Origin of the sequence: Flavobacterium sp., assembly GCF_044339515.1 — a bacterium.
In the GTDB taxonomy this organism is placed as follows: Bacteria; Bacteroidota; Bacteroidia; order Flavobacteriales; family Flavobacteriaceae; genus Flavobacterium.
Genome location: NZ_JBIIVK010000023.1, coordinates 1 through 24,900, shown reverse-complemented (window position 1 = coordinate 24,900; position 24,900 = coordinate 1). Strand labels below are relative to the sequence as shown.

General features: G+C 33.2%; 21 protein-coding genes and 1 riboswitch. Of the genes, 1 reads left to right on the top strand and 20 read right to left on the bottom strand.

What is annotated here, in order from left to right; genetic code table 11:
* Positions 1 to 20: 20 nt before the first annotated feature.
* From dtd to ACIQ0M_RS08015, 10 genes are all read right to left on the bottom strand, one after another.
* Complete coding sequence (gene dtd / locus ACIQ0M_RS08060) at positions 21 to 473, bottom strand: D-aminoacyl-tRNA deacylase (protein WP_396151337.1); 453 nt, start codon at positions 471 to 473, stop codon at positions 21 to 23.
* A complete protein-coding gene (locus ACIQ0M_RS08055) occupies positions 470 to 1,150 on the bottom strand; it encodes a DUF4276 family protein (protein WP_396151336.1) in 681 nt (226 codons plus the stop codon). The genes dtd and ACIQ0M_RS08055 overlap by 4 nt, the downstream gene beginning before the upstream one ends.
* The gene (locus ACIQ0M_RS08050; protein WP_396151335.1) at positions 1,143 to 2,555 is read right to left on the bottom strand and encodes an AAA family ATPase; all 1,413 of its coding nucleotides are present in this window, start codon (positions 2,553 to 2,555) and stop codon (positions 1,143 to 1,145) included. Before ACIQ0M_RS08050 ends, ACIQ0M_RS08055 begins: the two co-directional genes overlap by 8 nt.
* Before the next feature lie 35 nt (positions 2,556 to 2,590).
* Entirely contained in the window at positions 2,591 to 3,559 is a 969-nt protein-coding gene (gene rsgA, locus ACIQ0M_RS08045) for a ribosome small subunit-dependent GTPase A (RefSeq protein ID WP_396151334.1), read from the bottom strand.
* A 144-nt stretch (positions 3,560 to 3,703) separates the two neighbouring features.
* Complete coding sequence (locus ACIQ0M_RS08040; RefSeq protein WP_396151333.1) at positions 3,704 to 5,236, bottom strand: DUF6770 family protein; 1,533 nt, start codon at positions 5,234 to 5,236, stop codon at positions 3,704 to 3,706.
* Between the two features lie 11 nt (positions 5,237 to 5,247).
* The gene (locus tag ACIQ0M_RS08035) at positions 5,248 to 6,591 is read right to left on the bottom strand and encodes a M48 family metalloprotease (RefSeq protein ID WP_396151332.1); all 1,344 of its coding nucleotides are present in this window, start codon (positions 6,589 to 6,591) and stop codon (positions 5,248 to 5,250) included.
* A 67-nt stretch (positions 6,592 to 6,658) separates the two neighbouring features.
* Positions 6,659 to 7,741: a chorismate mutase gene (locus tag ACIQ0M_RS08030; RefSeq protein WP_396151363.1), complete on the bottom strand. Its 1,083-nt coding sequence runs from the start codon at positions 7,739 to 7,741 to the stop codon at positions 6,659 to 6,661.
* A gap of 62 nt (positions 7,742 to 7,803) precedes the next feature.
* Positions 7,804 to 8,643: a prephenate dehydrogenase gene (locus ACIQ0M_RS08025; RefSeq protein WP_396151331.1), complete on the bottom strand. Its 840-nt coding sequence runs from the start codon at positions 8,641 to 8,643 to the stop codon at positions 7,804 to 7,806.
* 1 nt (position 8,644) lies between these two features.
* Positions 8,645 to 9,790, bottom strand: a complete 1,146-nt coding sequence (locus ACIQ0M_RS08020) for a pyridoxal phosphate-dependent aminotransferase (RefSeq protein ID WP_396151330.1) — start codon at positions 9,788 to 9,790, stop codon at positions 8,645 to 8,647.
* Positions 9,787 to 10,614, bottom strand: a complete 828-nt coding sequence (locus ACIQ0M_RS08015; RefSeq protein WP_396151329.1) for a prephenate dehydratase — start codon at positions 10,612 to 10,614, stop codon at positions 9,787 to 9,789. Before ACIQ0M_RS08015 ends, ACIQ0M_RS08020 begins: the two co-directional genes overlap by 4 nt.
* 265 nt (positions 10,615 to 10,879) lie before the next feature.
* Here ACIQ0M_RS08015 and gldA point away from each other — a divergent pair, with 265 nt between their 5' ends.
* Positions 10,880 to 11,779 (top strand): gliding motility-associated ABC transporter ATP-binding subunit GldA, encoded by a 900-nt coding sequence (gldA, locus tag ACIQ0M_RS08010; RefSeq protein ID WP_396151328.1) that lies wholly within the window; start codon positions 10,880 to 10,882, stop codon positions 11,777 to 11,779.
* On the opposite strand, the gene ACIQ0M_RS08005 is transcribed toward gldA, so the two are convergent.
* The 10 genes from ACIQ0M_RS08005 to ACIQ0M_RS07960 all read right to left on the bottom strand — a co-directional run bounded on the left by ACIQ0M_RS08005 (position 11,780) and on the right by ACIQ0M_RS07960 (position 24,682).
* The gene (locus ACIQ0M_RS08005; RefSeq protein WP_396151327.1) at positions 11,780 to 12,517 is read right to left on the bottom strand and encodes a head GIN domain-containing protein; all 738 of its coding nucleotides are present in this window, start codon (positions 12,515 to 12,517) and stop codon (positions 11,780 to 11,782) included. It lies immediately after the preceding gene.
* A gap of 4 nt (positions 12,518 to 12,521) precedes the next feature.
* A complete protein-coding gene (locus tag ACIQ0M_RS08000) occupies positions 12,522 to 13,607 on the bottom strand; it encodes an acyloxyacyl hydrolase (RefSeq protein ID WP_396151326.1) in 1,086 nt (361 codons plus the stop codon).
* Between the two features lie 67 nt (positions 13,608 to 13,674).
* Positions 13,675 to 14,631 carry a methylenetetrahydrofolate reductase [NAD(P)H] gene (metF, locus tag ACIQ0M_RS07995; protein ID WP_396151325.1) on the bottom strand — a complete coding sequence of 319 codons (957 nt, stop codon included), beginning with the start codon at positions 14,629 to 14,631 and terminating at the stop codon, positions 13,675 to 13,677.
* 58 nt (positions 14,632 to 14,689) lie between these two features.
* Positions 14,690 to 17,368 (bottom strand): methionine synthase, encoded by a 2,679-nt coding sequence (gene metH / locus ACIQ0M_RS07990; protein ID WP_396151324.1) that lies wholly within the window; start codon positions 17,366 to 17,368, stop codon positions 14,690 to 14,692.
* The gene (locus ACIQ0M_RS07985) at positions 17,368 to 18,357 is read right to left on the bottom strand and encodes a homocysteine S-methyltransferase family protein (RefSeq protein WP_396151323.1); all 990 of its coding nucleotides are present in this window, start codon (positions 18,355 to 18,357) and stop codon (positions 17,368 to 17,370) included. Before ACIQ0M_RS07985 ends, metH begins: the two co-directional genes overlap by 1 nt.
* 317 nt (positions 18,358 to 18,674) lie before the next feature.
* Positions 18,675 to 18,782, bottom strand: a riboswitch (SAM riboswitch).
* A 139-nt stretch (positions 18,783 to 18,921) separates the two neighbouring features.
* The gene (locus ACIQ0M_RS07980; protein ID WP_396151322.1) at positions 18,922 to 20,022 is read right to left on the bottom strand and encodes an aspartate kinase; all 1,101 of its coding nucleotides are present in this window, start codon (positions 20,020 to 20,022) and stop codon (positions 18,922 to 18,924) included.
* Positions 20,009 to 21,001, bottom strand: a complete 993-nt coding sequence (locus tag ACIQ0M_RS07975) for an alpha/beta fold hydrolase (protein ID WP_396151321.1) — start codon at positions 20,999 to 21,001, stop codon at positions 20,009 to 20,011. Before ACIQ0M_RS07975 ends, ACIQ0M_RS07980 begins: the two co-directional genes overlap by 14 nt.
* 103 nt (positions 21,002 to 21,104) lie before the next feature.
* Positions 21,105 to 21,563, bottom strand: a complete 459-nt coding sequence (locus ACIQ0M_RS07970) for an OsmC family protein (protein WP_396151320.1) — start codon at positions 21,561 to 21,563, stop codon at positions 21,105 to 21,107.
* A gap of 2 nt (positions 21,564 to 21,565) precedes the next feature.
* The gene (locus tag ACIQ0M_RS07965) at positions 21,566 to 22,858 is read right to left on the bottom strand and encodes an O-acetylhomoserine aminocarboxypropyltransferase/cysteine synthase family protein (RefSeq protein WP_396151319.1); all 1,293 of its coding nucleotides are present in this window, start codon (positions 22,856 to 22,858) and stop codon (positions 21,566 to 21,568) included.
* A 600-nt stretch (positions 22,859 to 23,458) separates the two neighbouring features.
* On the bottom strand, positions 23,459 to 24,682 hold the full coding sequence (locus ACIQ0M_RS07960) for a T9SS type A sorting domain-containing protein (protein WP_396151318.1): 1,224 nt from the start codon (positions 24,680 to 24,682) through the stop codon (positions 23,459 to 23,461).
* Positions 24,683 to 24,900: the final 218 nt, after the last annotated feature.

Sequence of the window (24,900 nt, the reverse complement as noted above, 5' to 3'; positions counted from 1 at the left end):
ATTAGCACAAATATAAGTATTTACTCTTTATTTTTTGTGTCGATTAGAATAGTAACCGGTCCGTCGTTTAAAAGTGAGACTTTCATGTCTGCACCAAACTGCCCGGTTTGTACTTTTTTTGCTAAGTCTTTTTCAATTTGCTGAATAAATTGATTGTAAAGTGGAATCGCAATTTCGGGTTTTGCCGCTTTGATATAAGAAGGGCGATTGCCTTTTTTGGTCGAAGCATGAAGAGTAAATTGACTAACAATTATTGCATCACCATTAACATCTTTTACAGATAAATTCATGACCTCATTTTCATCACTAAAGATGCGAAGGTTTACAATTTTTGAGGAAAGCCATTCGATATCTTCTTTTGTATCTGCTTCTTCAATTCCAACCAAAATCAATAATCCCTTTTGGATGGAGGCGACAATTTCTCCTTCAATGGTTACAGATGATTGCGAAACTCTTTGGATGACGGCTTTCATTTTTTATGGTAGAAGTTCAACTCCATCAGTTTTGAAATTAAAGAATTTTTAAACTTAACATATGATGGAATATTATCTAATTGTGATAATTCAATTTTCTGACCTATGATTTGATATAAATCTGAAATCTCTAAGCCTTTATTTCTTCTTCTCTTAGTTAAATCTTCTTTAGATAATCTAATTATATCTTCAATTAGAAATTTAGGATTCTTAATTGATTCAGGATTAAGATGAATTCCAAGTTCTGCATCTGTTTTGTTTATACCAATTTCATCTTTTAATAATTCTCTATCAGCTATCATCCAAGATTCGGTCATTTGTATTGGAACAATAGCAACTAAATTTTTGCAATACTTATCTTTGTTTTGTTGAGACAACAAATCTAAAGCGGGAGATATCTTTGATTGAAATACTTGAATATCATTTTCATCATCAGAATCTGTGTGAATAAATAAAAGTAAAATACCGTATTTTTCGTGACCTAATTTTGAAGCTTCTAAAACTTGGTCATTAAAACTTAATCCTGTTTTACTAAACTCCAAAATTTCAAGTTTTGTTTCTATATCTCCGGTACAATAATAAGCTATTTCAAAAAGTGTTCTTTCAACCACACTTGACAAAAACCTAACATCTGTATTTCCTTCTGTATATAATCCTGATAAAATAAAATTACTCATGGCTTATAAAAAATTGTTCTTCAAATTGAGCGGTTTTTAAATAATCATTCACTAAAGACAATGTTAATTTTCTATCCTGCTCAGAAAAAATTAAACTTAATTGTTGAATAGAATTATCCTTGATAACGGGACTTATTTTTGTTGAATTAAGCTTAATACGATTACTATGTAAATCAATAATCGAATTTCTCATTTGAGCATACCAAATACTAACATTGGTATCATTCTTCCAAGTATCCATATTCCCTACTAAAACCGGAGAGTGAGTATTAACTATAACTTGTCGTAAAGGAATATCAATTTCATTAAAATCGACTGTTAAATCTTTTAATAGTTCAGCCATGGCTTTTATTCTAAAAGGATGAATACCATTTTCAGGTTCTTCAAAGCAAAGTAATCCTGTATGTTTTTCATCATATTCTAATATGCACAATGCCAAAACTCTTAAAGTTCCTTCTGACAAAACCCTTGAAGAGAATTCTTTTTTATCAACGTCTTTAAGTTTGATTAAATATTGTTTATTTTCATTATCATCAATTACATCTACATCAACAAAATTTGGAAGGAAACTATTTAGTTTTCTTGATATTTCTTTTAAAGAATATTTATCTGTTTGCTTGATTCTAAATAATGCGGCAGCTAGATTTTTCCCACTTACAGAAATTGTATCTTCTCCATTATTTTTACTTGTCGCTTGCCTTAAATCTTCGGGATTTAATTGCAAAAATTTCCAACTCTTCATTTCTTCTTTGGCAGCTAAAACGTGTGGAAAATCTACAGTATCAAAACTACTTAAAACCGTCCTAGTTGCATTGCTTAATGGAAATCTTCTTTTATTACCAGTCGTCCCATCCTGTGGCACTTGAATAATATCTAATCCACTTTCATTAACGCTTTCAATATACGGAATCCCTCTTTTACCAGTCCCTACTTTTGGTCTCCAAAACTCTAAGGATTTTTTTGGAAGAATTGTCGTAACCCATTTATCTTCTTGATGATTTAACTTGAAAAGATTTTCCTTTGAAACTGCTAAATCTTGAATTCCAGATTGATTTGTTATTCTCTTAATTGAAAGTTCATATCTCAATCTTGTATATTTTAACGTAGCTTCATTTCCCCAGGCATCTTTAACATTTTTATTAACTAACATCTCAATTACAAATTGCATTTCAGTGGCATAATTATCATCTCCGTATTGAGTGAACAATTCAATAAATTCTCCTCTTTGCTCACTAAATGCTCTCTTTAAATTATCAGTATCTGCAAGACGTGACAGCAGAGTCAATGCATCAAACAAATTGCTTTTACCTGAAGCATTTGCTCCCGCAATGACTGTAAAAGGAGTGAATTCCATTTCAAAATTGTGAAAGGACTTAAATCCGTTAATTTTGAGATATGTTATCATAGTAAAGAGAATTTAATATCAAATATAATGCTTTATTAATCTAAATCCTGATTTCTTCCATCAGCATAAATATCATTTCGATATTGTTCTTCATCACCTTCTAAAATTTGGAGGTAACTTTTGTAGCGAGACCAAGCAATTTTATCTTCTTCTAATGCATTTTTAATAGCACAATTTGGTTCGTCTTTGTGCAAACAATTATTGAATTTGCATTGATCTTCCAACTCAAAAAACTCCGGAAAATAGCCTTTTATTTCTGATTTTTCCATGTCAACAATACCAAATCCGCGAATGCCGGGTGTATCGATTATTTTAGAGTTGAATGACAAATCAAACATTTCTGCAAATGTGGTTGTGTGCTGTCCTTGTTGATGCAAATCGGAAATTTGTTTTGTTTTTAAATTCAAACTAGGCTCCAAGGCATTGACTAATGTGGATTTTCCAACACCGGAATGGCCAGAAAACATACACACTTTTCCTTCCATCATTTCTTTCAATTCGTCCAAACCTTTTTTTGCGGTGGCCGAAACGCGAAGACATTCGTAACCAATTTGGTTGTATATGTGTTGAAGGAATAATTGCTCGTCTAAAGTAGCTTCGTCATAGGTATCTACTTTATTAAAAATCAAAACTGCTTTAATGTGATAGGCTTCGGCAGTGACCAAAAACCGATCGATAAAACTGGTTGTCGTGATTGGATTATTGATAGTTACCAACAGAAAAACGATGTCGATGTTGGATGCAATAATGTGCGTTTGTTTGGAAAGATTGACCGATTTTCGCACGATATAATTCTTTCTGTCTTGAATATTGTGAATACTTCCTGTAATCGCATCGGATGTTTCATCAATTTCAAAATCAACCACATCGCCCACGGCAATTGGGTTAGTACTTTTAATTCCTTTTATGCGGAATTTCCCTTTAATCCTGCAATCATAAAATTGATTGTCTTCAGTTTTAACGGTATACCAACTCCCGGTAGATTTATAAACGATTCCTGTCATTAGGCAAAGATACTATTTTGTTTAAAGAAAATTTCAGAAAAAAATATATCAACTTGTGTTCATTGATATGACTAACAAAAATAGCTAAAATAAAAAAGGCTGCTTTTATAATTATAAAAACAGCCTTTAAATAAGTTGATTATTTTATTTGATATTTATTTTTTCAAGATGAATATGTATTGATTTTGCTTTTTTATCATATTCCAACAACATTACATTGCCAATTTTAGCAGGCATCAATTTGAATTCTTTTTCATTTTCGGTTAAATAAATTTTATCTTCACTTAATTCACCTTCATCATAGATTATGGCTTTGAATGCTCTTTTATTTTTTGATCCTTTAATTTTTTCATAATCAACAAAACATGTGTAAAATCGATCATTTAGATTATCAATTTGAGTATATTCATAATCAAAATAACCAAATGATTTTAAAGCATGGGCATTTAATTGAGGACTAGCAAAATCAGATATACTCGGGACAGAGGAAACAGTCTTTTTAAAATCTTTAATGCTAATTAATTTAAAGTTGGAATCAAATTTAAAAATAACTGCATCTGAAATTGAAATTTTAGTCGCAGAACCACCACCGCCAGAAACAATTTTTAATGCTGTACCGCCAGCACTCATGGATTTTTTATAGTATTCACCTATGGCGTAAAAGTCTCCTGAATTTGTTTTTACTATATTGTGAAAAAACACATAGCCTTTCTCTTCTATAAAACTTTTTGATGTTTTTGCTATTTTGGAGACATCACCGACCCAAGTTGTATAGCTTTCTTTTACAATTTTTCCGCTCATATCCATTACTTGAGCAAACAATCCTAAACTTTTATCATCAAAAATATTATCCCCCTCTTTAAAATATTCTCCCATTAAAATGATATTGTCATTATCCCCAACAAAAGCGTTACTAATTAGCCTTGGCTTATCATTTTTATTATTTTCTAATTCAAAAATTAATTTTCCAGTTGAAGCATCAATAATCTTTGTTCTTAACGTTACTTTTCTTGATATGGCACTAGGTATTGCAGATTCAACTGCTACAATAAATTTATTATTTACTTCTATAGGATTGATTAACAAGATTTCCTTAGAATCTGCCGGTGAATTATATTCCCACGCTTTACCACCATCTGTTGGAATGTATTTTAATGAATAACCTATTTTTTTATTGTCTTGAACTTTACTAAAAATAAAACCTTTATCTTCAACAGGAAAAAGAAAATTATAATCTCCACCGTTTCTATTGTTTATATGACCTAAATAGTCAACTTCCTTTTGATTTAATGGAATTGAAATTGTTTTATTTTGATTTGCTTGTTTATCAAATAGCAATAAATCAATCTTTTTTTCTTTGTAATTTGCCATGGCAAACATTAAAGCTTGATTATTAAAACTTGATTTCATTAAAAAAGTGTTCTTATTATCAATATAAGTTTTTTTGGCAACCTCATTTAAATTTTTATCTAAAATTTGAATTGCAAACTCATTATCCCCTTTTTTCAACTTATCAATAACATAATAAAAATAATAGCCGTCTACGTCTTTATTTTTATCTAAAATTGCTCCTGAATTTCTTAATAAAAATGTGTTTACTCCATCAATTTTAGATAATTGCGAGTATGAATTAATTGATAATACACAAGTTACAACTAATAATAGTTTTGTTTTCATTTATATTTGTTTTAGTGATTAAGTGATTTAAAATAATTCAATATTTCATTGAATTCTTTATTATTTTTCATTATTTCTTCATTAGAGAGGCAAAAAGATAAACCAATTTTTCTAATATTCTTTAATTCTAAGTTGTTCAAAAACTGTTTTACATCATTTAAATATAATTCATCAGAAAATGGATAGATTGGACTAACATATCTGCCAAAAGTGTGATTTTCTTTTAGTTCATATGTTTTTTTTAATAATTTACTCATGATTTCTGCATACATTTTTGAATCAATTAATTTTTGATTGTACATAACTAAAGATTGATAAAAAGCCATATCTAATTTATTTGTATCAATAAAATTACTTATACTGATAAATGATACTAACTTCTTTATCTCATTTAATTCATTTGTATTTTCTACTATCGAATTCGTTTTTTTATTGATTAAAAAATTTAGTTTTTTTATCCTTAATGGTATCGAAGGATGCGAACTCAAAGAATCTTTATCAAGAATAAAATCATCTGAACTTTTAGTGATATCAAATAAAGTTTCATCTTTCTTTATCCAAGCGTCTTTAAATGGATAATTTTCAAAATTGAAATTTTCCTTGAGTTTAGGATCTTCATTGAATAGTAACTTGTCGGATAATTCTAAATTTTTTAAACTAGTAATACTTGCATTATTATTAAACTTTGTATTTCTATAAATTAAAAAACCTAAAGAATCTGCTTCAATTTCTACTTCTTGACTTCGCATTAAAAAATTATAACTCAAGTCTTCTATCAATTCTGAATAAGCTTTTCTCTTTCCATATTTTTGATTCTTAAGAACTTTTATTTTCTTTTTATTTTCTTTGGAGTTTAATGTTTCAAAGTAGTTTAACAAACTTTTGTCGTTGTGCTCCAAAACGTAATGAGCGATTTCATGACAAAGTATGTAAGCTAGTTCATCATCTGAATTTACAAATTTGAACAGTCCTAAATTTACTGTAAAAATACCGTTACCATAACATGCTGCATTGGGTAATTGAGATTTATCTATTAGAAAGTAAAAGTCATTGTTGTTAATTTCAGGATTTGAAGTATATATTTCCTTTAAAATTGTATTTAGATAAGCCGTTATTCTCTTATTGAAAACAAAGGAACTATCACTAATTTTATTTAAAAACGCAGCTTTTCTTTCTTGAATGTTCTCCCTTATTTTCTTTTGGTAATTATCTCCAAATTTTTTTATTTTTTTGTCATTAACTTCGTTAACATATTTTTCTAGAGAATCTTTGTTTTGAGGCAAATAATCGAATTCAATGTTTTGGGTAAAACATGAAGATACATTAAAAAAAAGAAAAAGAAAAAATATTCTCATAAAAAACAAGAAGTTGTTAAAAACGCAATGATACAAAAAAAATCCAGAAATAAAAGTGTTATTTTAATTAACCATTTATGATTTTCTCTTGGTGTTCAATACTTTCTTGGTGAATGGCTTTAAAAAATTGCACTATAAAATCTTCGCTCAATCCTTTCTGACTTCCTTCAGCAATCATTTTATCTAAAATTTCCTGCCAACGCTTATTTTGTAAAATAGCTACGTTTTTTTCTTTTTTTAATGCTCCTATTTGGTCGGCAATTTTCATTCTTCCTCCTAAAATTTCAAGAATTTTACTGTCAAATTCATCAATTTGAGTACGTAATTTATTCATTCGCATCGTATAATCATCGGCTTCATCAGTTTCTTTTCGAACGCGTAAATCATGAAAAATTTGTTTCAAAACCGTTGGTGTCACTTGTTGAGCTGCATCACTCCAAGCATTATCCGGATCAATATGGGTTTCGATGATTAAGCCGTCATAATTCAAATCCAACGCTTGCTGCGACACTTCTTGAATCATATCACGCCTCCCGGTAATGTGCGAAGGATCACAAATCAATGGCAAATCAGGAAATCTGTTTTGCAAATCAATCGCAATTTGCCACTCCGGATTATTACGGTATTTCGTTTTTTCATACGTTGAAAACCCACGATGAATCACACCTAATTTTTTGATATTGGCATTGTACAATCGTTCCAATCCACCAATCCACAACGATAAATCGGGGTTGACTGGATTTTTTAGTAACACAATTTTATCGGTTCCTTCCAAAGCATCGGCAATTTCTTGAACGGCAAAAGGATTTACGGTGGTTCTGGCACCAATCCACAACACATCAATATCATGTTCTAATGCTAATTTTACGTGAGCCGCATTGGCAACTTCTGTTGCCATAAGCAAACCTGTCTCTGCTTTGGCTTTTTGCAACCATTTTAATCCAATGGCTCCTACTCCCTCAAATCCGCCAGGTCGAGTTCGTGGTTTCCAAATTCCGGCACGAAAAATGCTGACATCGGAATCTTTTAATTCTCGTGCAATTTTTAACACTTGTTCTTCGGTTTCTGCACTGCAAGGTCCTGCAATTACTAACGGATGATCTAATTGAAAATCGGTTAGCCAGTTTTTTAAATTTTTATCGTTTTTCATAGCGGTTGTCGGTTGTCGGTTGTCGGTTGTCAGATAACTGATAACGGACAACAGACAACTTTTCATTTTAAAATTTCTTTAATTCTGTTGGTGTTTTTCATTTCATTAAAAATGGCTTCGTAGTCATCCGATTCTAAAAATGATTTAAAGGAGGATAAATTGGCGATATATTCTTCTAACGATTTGATAATTTGTTTTTTATTTTGTTTAAAAATGGGTGTCCACATAGAGGGTGAACTTTTGGCTAATCGAACGGTACTTTCAAATCCGCTACCGGCCATATCGAAAATGTCTTTTTCATCTTTTTCTTTTTCGATGACAGTTTTCCCTAACATAAATGAACTAATATGCGACAAATGTGAAACATACGCAATGTGTTTGTCGTGTGATTTTGGTTCCATATAACGAATTCGCATCTTCAAATTTCGGAATAATTCTAATGCTTTTTCCTGTTTTTTATATGCTGTTTTTTCAATTTCACAAATGATGTTCACTTTGTCTTCAAATAAATTTTCGATAGCAGCTTTTGGTCCGGAAAACTCTGTCCCTGCTATGGGATGTGAGGCTAAAAAATTACTTCTTTTAGGATGATTTTCAACCGATTCACAAATTGGTTTTTTAGTTGAACCTACATCAATTACAATAGTGTTTTCTGAAATACTATCCAAAATTTTAGGCAAAATTAGTAAAGCAACATCAACCGGAACAGCCAAAATGACAAAATCGCCATCAAAATCATCGTTTAAATTTCCTTTTTGCTGTATTAATCCTAATGTCAATGCTTCGTTAAGATGATTTTCATTTGAATCAATTCCGATAATTACGGCGTTTTCATATAATCTTTGAATATCCAAAGCCATCGAACCGCCAATTAATCCTACACCAATAATTGTTACTTTCATACTAAAATCGTTCTAAAGCTTCTTTAATTTTATCTTCTTCGATACACAACGAAAACCGAATATATCCTTCGCCATTACTGCCGAAAATTGTGCCGGGTGTGATGAAAATATTTTTATCGATTAAAATTGCATCAATAAATTCTTCGGATGAAATTATATTCTTTGGAAGCTTCGCCCAAATGAATAATCCAACACTATTTTTATCATACGAACAACCTAATTTTTCAACCAATTTAAAAAGCAAATTTCTTCTTTTGGTATAGATTTCATTTTGACTTTCAAACCAATTTTTATCTAAGTTTAATGCTTCTATTGCACCTTTTTGAATGCCGTAAAACATTCCGCTATCCATGTTGCTTTTTACTTTTAAAACGGCGGAAATAAATTCGTTTTTGCCCAAAATCATCCCCACTCGCCAACCTGACATATTGAATGACTTGCTCAAGGAATTAAGCTCCATCGCGACATCTTTTGCTCCTTCCACCTGAAAAATAGACATCGGATGATCATTCAACACAAAACTATACGGATTATCATTAACAATTAAAATATGATGTTTTTTTCCGAAAGCAATTAATTTTTCAAAAACTTCAATTGTAGCATTGGCTCCGGTTGGCATATGCGGGTAGCAAACCCACATTATTTTGACTTTGGATAAGTCCAATTTTTCCAGAGCTTCAAAATCGGGAAGCCAATTAGTTGATTCCACTAAATCATAAAAAATAGGCTTTGCTTGAACCAATTCGGTTACGGAAGCATATGTTGGATAACCAGGATTTGGAATTAAAACCTCATCCGATTTATTCAAAAATGCCATTGAAACGTGCATGATTCCCTCTTTGGAACCTATTAAAGGCAAAATTTCGGAAGCAAAATCCATCGAAACATTAAACTGATTTTGATAGAATGTCGCAATCGCTTTTCGCAGTTCAGGTAAGCCTTGATAACTTTGATATTCGTGAGCTTTTTTATCGTTCATAGAATGTTGAATGGCATTGATAACGGAAAAATGAGGCAATAAATCCGGACTTCCAATTCCCATATTAATGATTGGTTTTCCTTCGGAAAGTAGTTGATTCACTTCCCGCAATTTTTTGGAAAAATAATATTCTTGAACCGAATTCAATCGTTCTGCGGTTGTTATCATAATCGTGCATTTTTATATTCGCCTAATACTTTAAAATGTCTTGTCATTCGTTCTAAATTTCGTTTTGCTTCTTCATAAAATTCATATTTATCAAAAACAACATCAATAAAAAATGAATATTGAAAAGGTGTTTCAATGATAGGTAATGATTGAATTTTAGTCATATTCAATTGGCAATCGCTAATCATTTTCAAAACAATAGCTAAATTTCCGGGTTTATCTTCCAATTCAAATTTTAATGACGCTTTGTTGATTTCGCTTTTCGGAAATTCTTTATTCACCGATTTTACGATAACAAAACGCGTAGTGTTGTTTTTTACGGTGTGAATGTCTTTTACCAAAACATTCAAATCATATAATTCTGCTGCCTTTTTGCTTGCAATAGCGGCCACTCCAAGCAACTTTTGTTCTTGAATGCGTTTGGCTGTTTCGGCTGTATCACTGCTTTCAATTAATTTGATATGCGGATAATTGGAAAAGAAAACAGCACATTGCAACAACGCCATCGGGTGCGATTGCACTTCTTTTATATCTTCAATTGTCTGACCTTTTAATGCCAAAAGGTTATGATGAATATCTAAATAATATTCGCCTGTAATTTGCAAATTATAATGGTCGATTAAAGCATAATTTGGAATAATCGAACCGGCGATAGAATTTTCTAACGCCATAATTCCTTTGCTTGAAGCATCCTTGATCACATTTTTAACCAAACTTTCAAATGAATGACATTCTTCCAATTCAATCAGTTCCGAAAAATAATTTTCTGCCACCTGATGATGAAATGAGCCTTTGATACCTTGAATTGCAATTTTTGTTCTCATATAAAATAAAAAAATCCCGACTCAAATTGAATCGGGATTTATATTGTTTTTGAATTAAAAAATTTACCTTACATAACAAAATACCAATCCCGATTTTTTCCAAAAGAAAAGATAAAAGAAATTAGTAAAATAATAAGTGTTATGTGAAATCATCTTTTTGTTGTGATTTTGAATTGCTAATATAGTAAAATATTTAAAGCAAAATACTTTTACTAAAAAAAATGAGTTAAATAAAAAACTTTACTTTTGCTTTAAATCTTTATGTATGTCAATCGAAGTTAAAAATATTTCAAAAATGTATGGTGCTCAAAAGGCATTAGATAACATTTCATTCTCTGTAAAGAAAGGAGAAATTGTTGGTTTTTTAGGTCCAAATGGTGCCGGAAAATCTACATTGATGAAAATTTTGACTACTTATATTACGGCAGATGAAGGAAGTGCTTTGGTGAATAATTTTGATGTTTCTGACGCTAATCAAGAGGTTCAGAAGATTGTTGGTTATTTACCGGAACACAATCCGTTGTATTTGGATTTATATGTTAGGGAATATTTGGCTTTTAATGCGGATGTGTATAAAGTTTCAAAAAACAGAATTCAGGAAGTAATCGAATTAACCGGTTTGACACCTGAAAGTCACAAAAAAATCGGACAATTATCAAAAGGCTATCGTCAACGCGTTGGATTGGCTACAGCTTTATTGCACAATCCTGAAGTTTTAATTTTGGATGAACCAACCACCGGACTAGATCCGAATCAATTAGTTGAAATTAGAGATTTGATAAAAAACATCGGTAAAGATAAAACTGTTTTTCTTTCCACACACATCATGCAAGAGGTGGAAGCAATTTGTGACCGTGTCATCATTATCAACAACGGAAAAATTGTAACCGATAAAAAATTAGACAAATTAATGTCTGATGAGCAAGAACAAGTGATTGAAGTGGAATTTGATAAAGCCGTTTCAGAAGAGTTATTGAATACTTTACCCAACTTCAAATTTGCTAAAAAAATTACTGATTCTGTTTGGGAAATTACATTCGTTTCTTCGGAAGATATGCGTTCAAAACTATTTGATTTTGCGAATGAAAATGAATTGAAAACACTTCAAATTCATTTAAAAAGTAAAAATCTAGAAGCAATTTTTAGAGAAAAAACAAAGAAATAATTAGTTGTAGATTACTCTTCCTTGATAATGTTCAGTTAAATTTATTGAAGGTGGTGTATTTAATAAAATTAAATTACCAGTACTAAACAAATCACCTTCGACACTTTGAATAGGCTTAATAATCATGTCATTTGAACCTCTGTGATAAACTTTTGCCACATTAATATTCAAATTTTGTGCTTCTAGCCGACCATTTCCGTCATAAAAATTTAATAAAGCTTCTTGCGTATTTCCGGAGATATAAAACCTAGAAACATTATTATTTGCTATTACTAATTGTCCGTTATCTATCTCAAAAATAAAATCTCCTGTTCCGGCTCCATCAGTCAAATCCATCGAATTTAATCTAATTATTGGAAAAGTTAAAATGCCATCTGACCTAATTTCTTGCTCTGTTTTTGAATGAATATCAGATAAACTCGGTGCAGTAACATATACTATTGTTTGCCCATAATCCCGAACCCAATTGCAAGTGGTCTTATCTTTTAAAGTAAGTGTATTATTTTCAACTTTTACTTCAATATCATCAATTAAATTTTCTCCGGATTTAACTTCCACTTTATATTCCGGTCCTTGTTTGATTACTAATCCGATACCGGTGTAAACAAAAACAGTTTCAAAAGGTGTTACTTCTATTTCTCTTGTAACCATTTCGCCAGTAGATTTTACACAATCTCCGGGCTTTTCACAATTCAGAAAAAAAGTAGTAATTACGATTATTAAAATTAACTTTTTCATAAATTTAAAATCTTACTCCCATGACAAATTCCATGGCCTCTGCCAAGAATATATGGGTTTTAATGGATAATCCAGTGAATACTTTTTTAGTTATATAGTATTTCATACCTACCCTATCATAAACAGGAATATCTGATTTATAAGGTTGGTAGACATAATATCCTACTTGTGCTTCCAGCGAAATTCTATTTATAAATAGCTCATAACCAATAAAAACTCCTGCTCTTTTATAATCTGTGTCAACTGTAACATTTTCCTCAGGATAAGCAATTGCTTGGTATTTAATAAATTCTCTATATGAATTGGTAAAAAACACCTCCGCTCCCAATTGAAAAGCACTTTTTCTGCTAATCCTTTTATCAACATAAAAAGCAGGATGAAAAAAGGGTTTTTGACCACTGCCAATAATCGGGTTTTCGCTAATTCCCGTTCTTAAAACTAAATTATATTTTAGTGGTTCTGTAAATTTTACTTTTGGTAATGTATCAATTTGTCTATCAAGAAGTTCTTCAAAATTATAGGTAACACCAAGATTTATTCCATATGAATTCACACCACTATTGGGAGCTTTTATTCTTCCGTTAGAAAAGTGTGTAAATAATAATCCGGCTTTTAATTCAAATCGATCAAAAAGAGGAGTAGTATAATTCAGTGCAAAATTAGTATTTGCTACAATTTTAGAACCAAAAGCAAAATTTTTACTATTGGTTTCTTTATCGTGTGGGTCGGTCGTATAAGCAACTCCTTGTGCAATTTTAAACTGAACTTTTCGATTTAAAAAATAAAAATTATAGTGTGCTCCCACTCCATAAACTTCTCCTAAAATATCATTTTTAAAATCTTGAAAAATAAAATATCCTCCATAATCAGGATAGTTAAATGCTCTTTCCCATTCTTGATGACCGTATGTCTTTTTATACAAACTAATCAAAACGCCATCGGGGTGACCTTGCAAAAAGTGCTGTAAATCATCCGTATGAGGTAAAACATTTCCTCGAAAGTATTGAACATCCAAAGCGGTAGTTTCCGTTTTTTCCTGAGCAGAGAGAAATGATGTAAAAAGCAGTAAAAAAAAGTAAAGTTTCCTCATTCTAAAAGTTATTCCGGCAAATATAAAAGAATATAATTAGGAAGAAAACTTTCTAAAAACAAATGCATTAAAATATCTCCTTCGCAATTGCTTTAATATTTTCTGCTTTTCCCATTGAATAATAATGCAAAACGGGTATTCCGGCTGCAACCAATTCTTTACTTTGAGCAATACACCATTCAATTCCTATTTCTTTTACGGCATCGTTATCTTTTGCTTTTACCACAGCCATAATCAAATCATCAGGCAAATCCACTTTGAATCGATGCGGAATCAAATTCAGTTGTTTTTTTGTAGCAATTGGCTTTAATCCCGGAATAATAGGTACTGTAATTCCTGCTGCTCTACATTTTTTTTGAAATTCAAAGAACCGTTGATTATCAAAAAACATTTGGGTTATAATATAATCCGCTCCATTTTTGATTTTTTGTTTTAAAAAATGAATATCACTGTCCATACTAGGTGCTTCCATGTGTTTTTCCGGATAACCGGCCACACCAATGCAAAAATTGGTACACGATGAATTTTGCAAATCTTCATCCAAATAAATTCCTTTGTTCAAATTATCGATTTGAGTTACCAATTCAGAAGCATATTCATTTCCTTCTTTTTCGGGTCTGAAGTAAATTTCATTTTTCAAGGCATCACCACGCAAAGCCACGACATTATCAATTCCCAAAAAATCTAAATCGATTAATAAGTTCTCAGTATCTTCTTTTGTAAATCCGCCACACAAAATATGCGGAATGGCATCCACCTCGTATTTATTTTGAATTCCGGCACAAATGCCAACCGTTCCCGGGCGTTTTTTTACAATTTTCTTTTGTAATAATCCACTTGGTAATTCTTTGAATTCATATTCTTCCCGATGATACGTTACATCAATAAATGGTGGATTAAATTCCATCAACGGATCAATTGAATCAAAAATAGATTGAATATTTTGCCCTTTTAATGGAGGTAAAATTTCAAATGAGAATAAGGGTTTGCCGTTGGCGTTTTCGATATGTTGGGTTACTTTCATTTTTGGTTATCTGTTGTCGGTTGTCGGTTAACTGATAACGGACAACAGACAACGGTTTTTAATCTGCTATATTGGGCGAAAGCCATTTCATCGCCATTTCTAAACTAATGTTTCTTCGTTTTGAGTAATTTTCTACTTGGTCTTTTTTAATTTTTCCTAATCCGAAATATTTACTTTTCGGATGAGCAAAATAATAACCTGAAACCGATGCTGCAGGCCACATAGCCATACTTTCGGTTAACTTTACGCCTATTTTTTCTTCTACCTCTAATAATTTCCAAATCGTAGGTTTTTCCAAATGATCCGGACAAGCGGGATAACCGGGAGCCGGGCGAATTCCTGTGTAATTTTCTTTGATTAAATCATCATTCGATAACTTTTCATCGGAAGCATAACCCCAAATTTCTTTTCTTACTTTTAAGTGTAAATATTCTGCAAAAGCTTCCGCCAATCGATCGCCTAAAGCTTTTACTAAAATGGAATTATAATCGTCTAATTGTTTTTCAAATTCGGATGCTTTTTCATCTACACCAAATCCGGTTGTGACACAAAAACAGCCGATGTAATCTTGAATTCCAGACTCTTTTGGAGCGATGAAATCGGCAAGAGCGATGTTTGGAGCTCCGGCAGTTTTTTGGGATTGTTGCCTTAGAGTTAGAAAAGTTACAGGTTGCGGGTTGCGAGTTACTTCAATGTCATCTTCATTGATTTGATTCGCCGGAAAAATTCCAAGAATTCCTTTGGCAGTTAACCATTTTTCATTGACGATTTGTTCCAACATTTTTTGAGCATCTTCAAATAAATCAGAAGCTTGTTGTCCCACAATTTCATCAGTTAAAATGGCTGGGTATTTTCCAAATAATTCCCATGATTGAAAAAAGGGAGTCCAATCGATAAAATCAACTAACTCGGATAATTCTACTTCTACCGTTTTTGTCCCAATAAAATTAGGTTTAGATGGTTCATAATTTTTCCAATCGAGTTGTAATTTATTTTTTCTGGCTTCGGTTATCGATAAGAAATTCTTCTCTCTACTCCTATTCAAATAGCCTTCCCTTAGTTGATCATACTCTTCTCGAACTGTTTTTGCATAAACTGTTTTAGTTTCAGGTTGTAATAAATTCGTTGCAACTGTTACAGCTCGCGAAGCATCATTCACATGCACAACCGTTTCTTTGTATTCGGGTGCAATTTTTACAGCGGTATGAGCACGAGAAGTTGTTGCACCACCAATCATAATAGGGATTTTAATATTCAACTTATCCATTTCTTTCGCCAAATAAACCATTTCATCTAACGATGGTGTAATTAATCCGCTTAATCCTATAATATCAACATTTTCACGAATAGCTGCTTCGATGATTTTTTCCGGAGGAACCATGACACCTAAATCGATGATTTCAAAATTATTGCAAGCCAAAACGACCGCGACAATATTTTTACCAATGTCGTGTACGTCTCCTTTTACGGTTGCCATCAATACTTTTCCGGCTGAAGATGAAGCGGTTGAATCTTTTTCAGATTCAATAAAAGGAAGAAGATAAGCTACCGCTTTTTTCATCACTCGGGCAGATTTTACGACTTGAGGTAAAAACATTTTCCCGCTTCCAAATAAATCGCCAACGACATTCATTCCTGCCATTAAATTGATTTCAATGACTTCGATGGCTTTTGAAGCGTTTAGTCTGGCTTCTTCTACATCTATTTCGATGAATTCATCGATTCCTTTGACTAATGAATGTGTTAATCGTTCTTGAACAGAGCTATTTCGCCACTCTTGAATGGCTTTTTCATTGATTTTAAAATCTCCTTTGTAACTCTCGGCTAATTCCAAAAGTCGTTCAGTAGCATCTTCTCTCCTATTTAATAAAACATCTTCAACATGTTCTAATAATGTTGCGTCGATTTCATCATAAATTTCCAATATTTCGGGATTCACAATTCCCATTGTCATACCGTTTTGAATCGCATGATATAGGAAAGCAGAATGCATCGCTTCACGTACTTTGTCGTTTCCACGAAAAGAAAAAGAAACATTACTCACACCACCTGAAACATTTGCGTAAGGAAGGTTTTCACGAATCCATTTGGTGGCTCTGAAAAAATCTAGTGCATTTATTTTATGTTCCTCCATTCCGGTAGCAACGGGAAAAATATTTGGGTCGAAAATGATGTCTTCCGCTGGAAAACCTACTTTGTCGACTAAAATATCGTAGCTTCTTTTGCAAATTTCAATACGCCTTTCGTAATTATCAGCTTGACCTTTTTCATCAAAAGCCATCACGATGACGGCCGCACCATATCGTTTGATTAATTTGGCGTGGTGGATGAACGTTTCTTCTCCTTCTTTTAACGAAATGGAATTGACGACTCCTTTTCCTTGAATGACTTTTAATCCGGCTTCGATGATTTCCCATTTGGAACTGTCAATCATCACGGGAACTCTTGCAATATCAGGTTCAGCAGCGATTAAATTTAAGAATTTGGTCATCGCATAAACGCCATCTAACATTCCTTCATCCATGTTCACGTCGATGATTTGAGCTCCTCCTTCCACTTGATTTCTGGCAATATCAAGAGCTTCTTCGTACTTTTCTTCTTTGATTAAACGAAGAAATTTCCGTGAACCGGTAACATTTGTTCGTTCGCCGACGTTTACGAAATTCGTTTCAGGTGTTATGATGAGGGGTTCAAGACCGGATAATCTTAAATTTTTTTTACAATCTGATTCTGGCATTATATCTTTTCTAAAATTTGTCTGGGTTTAAATTCTTTTGCCACTTCGGCGATTAATTTGATGTGTTCCGGTGTTGTACCGCAACAACCACCGATGATATTGACCAAATTATCTTGTAAATATTCACGTATTAATACTTGCATTTCTTCCGGTGTTTGGTCGTAATGTCCAAATGCATTGGGTAGTCCGGCATTAGGATGTGCGGAAATATTGAGTTGTGTGTTCATTGCCAAACGCTTTAAATAAGGCTTTAACTGGTCGGCTCCTAACGCACAATTGAACCCAATGCTTAACAATGGTATATGCGAAATGGAAATTAAAAAAGCTTCAACCGTTTGACCCGAAAGTGTTCGCCCGGAAGCATCGGTAATTGTTCCGGAAACCATCAACGGAATATCGATATTTCTTTCTTCTTTGACTTCTTCGATGGCGAAAAGGGCTGCTTTGGCGTTCAATGTGTCGAAAATGGTTTCTACTAATAATACATCGCTACCACCGTCAATCAACGCTTCGACTTGTTGTTTATAAGCGATGCGAAGATCGTCGAACGTTACGGCACGAAATCCGGGATCGTTTACGTCCGGACTCATGGATGCGGTTCGGTTGGTTGGTCCGATGGAACCGGCGACAAAACGTGGTTTATCGGTGAATTCATCGGCAACTTCGCGGGCGATTTTGGCGGATTGGTAATTGAGTTCGTACACTAAATCTTCCAGATAATAATCGGCCATTCCGATGGTGGTTCCGGAGAAAGTATTGGTTTCTACGATGTCGGCACCAGCCTGAAAATAAGCTCGATGAACGGCTTTTACGGCTTCTGGTTGAGTGATGGAAAGCAAATCGTTGTTTCCTTTGAGCGGATGTGGGAAATCTTTGAAACGTTCGCCTCGGAAATCTTCTTCTGAGAAATTGTTTCGTTGTAGCATCGTTCCCATGGCTCCGTCAAGGACGAGGATTCTTTCTTGAATGGCTTTTTCTATTTTTGACATTTTAATTTTTTATTTAACCACGAAGTTCACTAAGAAATATCACAAGGTTCACTAAGTTCTTCTTTCTTAATCTAAAGCACAAAGTACACTATGTTATTCGCAAAGTTCACTAAACTTCTTTGTTGCACTGAAGCCATAGCCCCGATAGAAGTGGAAAGCCTTTTGCAGGATTGTTGCATTTTTTCTTGGCAAAAAAGAGCGACCAAAGGAAGCTCCTTTTTTGACTTAGAAAAAAGCAACAAGACAAAAAAGCTTGTAACGAAAAGCGGGATTAGCTTCTAACTAAAAAAATTATCAGGAAAATAGAGGAAATAAACGGGTTATCTGTTCTCGTTTTTTGAACGAGATAGAATGTAGCACCTTCTACAGTTGCAGGGTTGCTAAGCTTTCACAGGGTCTAATCCCTCCGGCTTTCGTGATAACGATCAATATGTGTATGAACGGGACAAATATAATGAGTAATTTGGGAATATAGAATATTTTTCTGTTATTTATTACATTTTGTTATTTTACAGAAAAATATTCTATAAATAATGAATTTAACAATTAATTAATTGGATAAAATTAATTAAAAACAGATTCTTTTAACTTGATTTTCTCTGCAATTTTGAGAATATCGTTTAAAACTCCTCTGGCGGTGACTTGTTTTCCGGCACCGGCACCTTGGATTACGATCGGTATTTCACCATAAGATTGGGTATAAATCTCGATGAGATTATCCGCTCCTTTGAGTTGTCCGAGTGCTGAATTTTTTGAGGTTGAAATGAGTTTGACTTCAAGTTTTTGGTTGATTACATTGAGTTCGCCAACGTAACGAAGTACGTGATTTTCAGCTTGGGTGATTTTGGCGATTTCATAAGGTTTATCGAGCAATTGTTTGTTGGAAGCGTACTCGGCTTTGGTGTTTTCTTCGTTCAAATCGGGCAATAAAAGTGATGAAATTTGCACGTCTGAAAACTCCTTATGAATGCCGATTTCTCTGGCTAAGATGAGTAATTTTCGAGCAACATCGTTTCCTGAAAGATCTTCTCTGGAGTCGGGTTCTGTGTAACCGGATTTTTCGGCTTCTTTTAAAATGGATGAAAAAGGTGTGTTTTCGTTTCCAAATCGGTTGAAAATGTAGCTTAACGAACCGGAAAAAACACCTCTGATTTTAGTGATTTTTTCACCGGAAAGATATAATTCATTGATGGTTTGAACGACGGGTAAACCGGCACCGACATTGGTTTCGTATAAAAAAGACTGGTCGAATTTTTGAAGATTTCTACGTAATTCTTTGTAGAAATCATTGTGCAATGTATTCGCTTTTTTGTTGGCTGCTACGATGCTGAATCCGTTTTGAATGAGCGGAATGTAGAATTTAATTAACTCCTCGCTGGCAGTGGCATCGATGGCGATTAGATTTTCGAGGTTGTTGGTTTGCACATATTCGACAATATCTTCGATGGAATAGGGAAAAGCAGTTGATTGAAAATTGCTTTCCCATTGGTTTTTGATGCCGTCTTTTTCGAAAAAAGCGACAGTTGAATTGGTTATGATAGGAAATCGCAAATCTATGTTTCTTTTTTCGAGAAAAAATTGCTGACTTTCCAATACTTGATTGATGAGTGTACTTCCTACGTTTCCGATTCCGAAGAGGATGACATTTATTCTAAGCGTTGACATATTTTTGCGTGTTTTGAGTGTTGAAAATGGGTGATAAAAAAGTGGATAATTGGTTGAATTCGATTAAAAAAGCATCGTGACCGTGAATGGATTTAATTTCGTGGTAGAAAACATTTTCTTTTACTTTTCTAAGATTTTGATAGGTTTCACGATTTTCTTCAGCAATGAAAAAGTAATCGGTATCGACAGAAACGATGTGGATATTGGCTTGAATTTGACTTGCAACGGTTACAAAATCCTTTCTGTTTTTGGTAATATCATTCGTTTTTAGCAGATGATTCATTAATTTATAGGATGATAATCGAAAGCGGTTTTTGAGTTTGGAACCGTGATTGGTTAACCAATTTTCAACTTCAAAAACGTTCTTTTGTTTGCGTTGAAAACGATGATTAATGGATTGCGGCGTTCTATACAACAACATGGCATGCAAACGAGCATCGGCAATTGGATCATCGGAATTATTGAGAATTTTGTCTTGAATGAGCACGTTAGCAACAACCCAATCAGTCGCTTTCCAATCGGTTGTAATGGGAATCAGGTTTTGAATTTTTGTTGGATGTTGAGCTGCCATTTCCCATGCAATGGTACCACCTAAACTTCCGCCAATAACAGTGAAAAGTTCGTAGATATTGAGATAAAATAATCCTTCCCAAAAAATTCTTGCAATATCACGAATGGTGAAATCTTTGTAATCTGAAATTAGATTTCCAAAGACATTGTCGTAACCGTTTCCGGGAATATTGAAAGCGATGATGGTAAATTGATTGGTGTTGATGGTTTTTTCTTCGCCAATTAAATCATTCCACCAACCGTTTTCGCCCGTGATGGTTGAATTTCCGGTTAAGGCGTGATTCACAACAACTACTGGAGCTGAACCAATGGGCTGACCAAACGTTTCAAAATACAGCGGAATATAGGGTCTGACTTTTCCAATTTCTAAATTGAAATTAAATAAATCTATTTTTTTTAAGTTTTTCATAGTTTTCTTTTCTAACTTTTTTTAAAAACTGTCTTTTTTCAAACGTTGAAAAAAGACAGCTTTAAACAAACAAACAAAACCTATACAAACTATTTCAGTTGTATTATGCTGCTTCTGTGGTTGAGAATTCTTTTAGTAAAGTGAGCTCAACCGGAGTGGGATTGATAAGGTTGTCTTGAATGGGACAACGATTTTCGACAGCTTCAATCCACAATTTTAATTCTTCTAAAGTAGCATCAGACGTTGGTTTTACGACCACATTTATCGATTGAAATCCGGCTCTTTCATAGCTAATTTTTCCCTGGTATTTTTCTAAACTTAAGGTTCCGGATACTTCAACTTGAAGTGATTTTAGGGTAATTCCTTGTTCTTTTGCTACTAATTTTCCAACGGCATTGATGCATCCGGCATAACCAGCGAGCAAATACTCGAGTGGACTTGGCCCTTCCAATTCGGGAAAATTTTCATTTTTACTGATTCGAACATCAAAATTTTGTGCTTTTACAACAAATTGATTATTGGCTTTGGCATAGCCTAAAACATTTACTATTTTCTGACTCATGATTAAGTTAATTGAGGGGTTTTTATGGTTTGAAATACTGCTTTTAAATCGGCTTTTAAATCTTCGATGTCTTCTAATCCGATAGAAAGACGAATTAAATCTTTGGTTACACCGGTTGCTTCTTGCTGGGCATCAGATAATTGCTGATGCGTTGTACTTGCCGGATGAATGATTAAAGATTTTGTGTCTCCTATATTCGCTAAAAGCGAGAACAACTTGGTTTCATCGGCTACTTTTTTGGCTGCTTCAAATCCACCTTTAAGTCCGAATGTAACGATACCGCTTTTTCCTTCCGGTAAATATTCATCGGCTAAAGTTTTATATTTTGAAGTTTCCAAACCAGGATAATTTACCCACGCTACTTGTTCTTGACTTTGCAACCATTGGGCTAAAGTCAACGCATTTTCGCTATGCTTTTTAATTCGTATTTCCAGAGTTTCCAGTCCTTGAATTGTTTGAAAGGCGTTGAACGGACTTAAAGCAGCACCAAAATCGCGTAACCCTTCAATTCTAACTTTAGCGATAAACGAGGCTGCTCCTAGAACTTCATAGTATTTTAATCCGTGGTAACCAGCTGAAGGTTCAGTGAATTCAGGAAATTTTCCGTTGCTCCAATCGAAATTTCCTGCATCGATGATAACTCCGCCCAACGATGTTCCGTTTCCGGTGATGTATTTGGTTAGGGAATGAATAACAATATCTGCTCCGTGTTGAATTGGGTTTAATAAATAAGGAGTTGCCACAGTGTTATCAACAATAAAAGGCACTTTGAACGCTTTTGCTTCTTTAGAAATAGCTTTTAAATCGAGAACGTCTAATTTTGGATTTCCAAGGCTTTCAACAAAATAAGCTCTAGTATTCTCTTGTGAAGCTTTGGTGAAATTTTCAGGATTGGATGAATCTACGAATGTAGTTGTGATACCTAATCTTGGCAATGTTACACTCAACAAATTATAGGTTCCGCCATACAAACTGTTGGAAGCAACAATGTGATCACCGGCTTTTAATAAAGTTAAGAATGTTGTTGCGATAGCGGCAGTTCCTGATGCGGTGACTACGGCACCAATTCCTCCTTCGAGAGTTGCTAAGCGTTGTTCTAGAATGTCGTTGGTTGGGTTGTTTAATCGGGTGTAGATAAAACCGGCTTCAGCTAAACCAAAAAGATTGGCTGCGTGTTGCGAATTATTAAATACATACGAAGAGGTTTGATAAATTGGGACGGCTCTTGTTCCTGCGTTTTTGGTTACATCGTGTCCTGCGTGTAATGCATTGGTGGAGAATTTTTGTGTACTCATGATTTTTAGTATTAAGATTAAAGTATTAAGATTTTTGGATTTTTAGATTTTAGGATAAAAAAAAGTCCTTTTGGATAGCTTACCAAAAGGACTTTAAAACAAGTGTATAACTAGATTATGTCTTTCGCTTTTGGCAATGAGGAATCATCATGCAACAACAGATGTGCATCATCATACGGTTCATTGTTATTTTTTTTGTAGTATTCATTTTTTAAAAGTTGCTGAGTTGCTGAGATTCTGAGTTGCTGAGGTTTTGTTTGGATGCTTAAACAAGTTTAGCATAAAAAAACCTCTGCTTTTGGGCAGAGGTTCAATTGTATTTATTTTAAATAATTTAAAATTATGCAATAGTTTTCCTCTGCGGAGATTTCCACATCATACGACAACACATATTGCAAATTGTAAATTTCACTTTTAGATTTTGATTTAGCAAATGTAGAAATATTTTCTACATAAAAAAATATTTTAGATTATTTTTCTAATTTTTATTGTTAAAAAATACTTTAGTAGATTTTTATTCTACATATTTAAAATTATACTGAAAATATATAATAAAAAAATCCGGAACTAAGTCCGGATTAATTTATTATGTAAAATCAATTAGTTTTTAACAATTTTGGTAGTTCCTTTTCCAAGTTCAGTTTGAACGGAAACAAAATACATACCTGATTGTAAACTTGAAACATTCAATTCAGTTTGTGAAATACCATTTAAATTAAATGACTTCACAACTCTTCCATTTAAATCAGTTACCTCTACAGAATTGATTAAAGTTGTAGATGAAGAAAGATTAAGGATATCTTTTGTTGGATTAGGATAGATTTTTAGGTTACTAGCAAAGAAATCTTGAGTACTTAAATTCACTGTCATATTAACATTGAACAACATAAAAATTCCACCAGGACCAGGCGTGTTACAATGAACTCCAATATGGTAATTTCCTGAAGAAGCTGGTGTAAAAGTGTATGTTGAAGCATACGCTTCTGGCAAGAGATTAGCCACTCCAGCACCAACCTGAACAATTCCAGATGCTGCACCAATTTCCTGATTAAAAGTAGCTGTTGGTGACTTGCTATCAAGCATTACCACTCTAAAACTCTCGTTCGCATTTGCTGGATTATTAAAACCGTTATAAACAAGTTCAACATCATATGTTGTTCCTCCTGTTAAAGCGATTCCATTAGAAATTAACCAATCATTTTTTGCTACATTGGTTGCTGCTGTAGGAAATATAAGTGCTATAGGATCATTGACAGCATCCCCATTTACATCATTCCCATTATTAAAGGACCATGACAAACCATTTGCATTTGAATCAAATGGTCTCCAACATGTAAATTGATTGGCCCAAGCTTCATTGAATGGAACTTCAGAATCACATGGTGAAACAACAGTTGAAACCTCAAATGTAAGATTTTGTGCATCAGCACCCCAACGATTATCAAATTGAATGTAGTAAGTTACATTGGCTTCAGCTAGAAAAGATAAATCGGTAAGGTAGTTAGTATCACTAACATCATCTGATGCAATTACACAAACTAAAGAAGCACACGAACCGTCAAAAATAGATATTCTGGAATCTCCGGCTGTTGGATTTGCTGCAATATTAGTATTAATCCTTACAATAGTTTCAGAAGGAGAATTAAAAGAGTACCATAAACCTGATGTAACATTCGCCGTGGTAAAACAACCAGCTTGGTAAGTACCATTGATTGTTCCGTAAGTATAACTTCCGGCCGTTACCGGAAGTGCAGTTGCACAAGAACCTTGAGCAAAACTCACGACTTGAACAAAAGCAAAAACAAAAAGTAATAGTTTTTTCATAAATATGTTTTTAAATTAAGTTATAAAATTAATATTTTTTTTTTAAAATCAAACATTTGAACAAAAAATATAACAAAATAACTTTTAAAAATACCCGTTGGGTGTAATTATTTTAAGAAAATAAAAGGATTAGATATTGTCCAAGATACTGAAATTCAGTATCTTGGTGTCGCCAAACAAAACAATATCTATGACAAATATAGTTAAAAATTATTTTA